Below are 290 nucleotides of genomic sequence, written 5' to 3' on the forward strand. Positions count from 1 at the left end.
ATGCCGAGTCGATTTGTGTTTTTATTTTTGCGGGATTGCTCGCATTTTTAACGGGTATTACGGGGTTATTTTATAAGTTAAAGCGTTTAGTGCCGTTGCCAATAGCCTGTGCCAAGCTGGCTGGCCTGTTGTTCAAATTCGGGTTAGGTATTTTTGAATCTTTGCAAAGTGACACATTTCTTGTTGCTGCTATGCTGTTAACGTATTTAATTGTTAAATGTTTTCTGCCTCCTTATGTCATTCTTGTTGTTCTAGTGGTTGGCGTGCTTTTCTCTGTGTTGAGATCAGAT

The 290-nt window shown here is 39.7% G+C and carries 1 protein-coding gene; it reads left to right on the forward strand.

The window, feature by feature from the left end:
* On the forward strand, window positions 1–290 hold a 290-nt coding region (locus V6259_RS19765), incomplete at both ends, for a benzoate/H(+) symporter BenE family transporter (RefSeq protein ID WP_341585986.1).

The organism is Marinomonas sp. TI.3.20 (assembly GCF_038155025.1).
GTDB lineage: Bacteria > Pseudomonadota > Gammaproteobacteria > Pseudomonadales > Marinomonadaceae > Marinomonas > Marinomonas flavescens.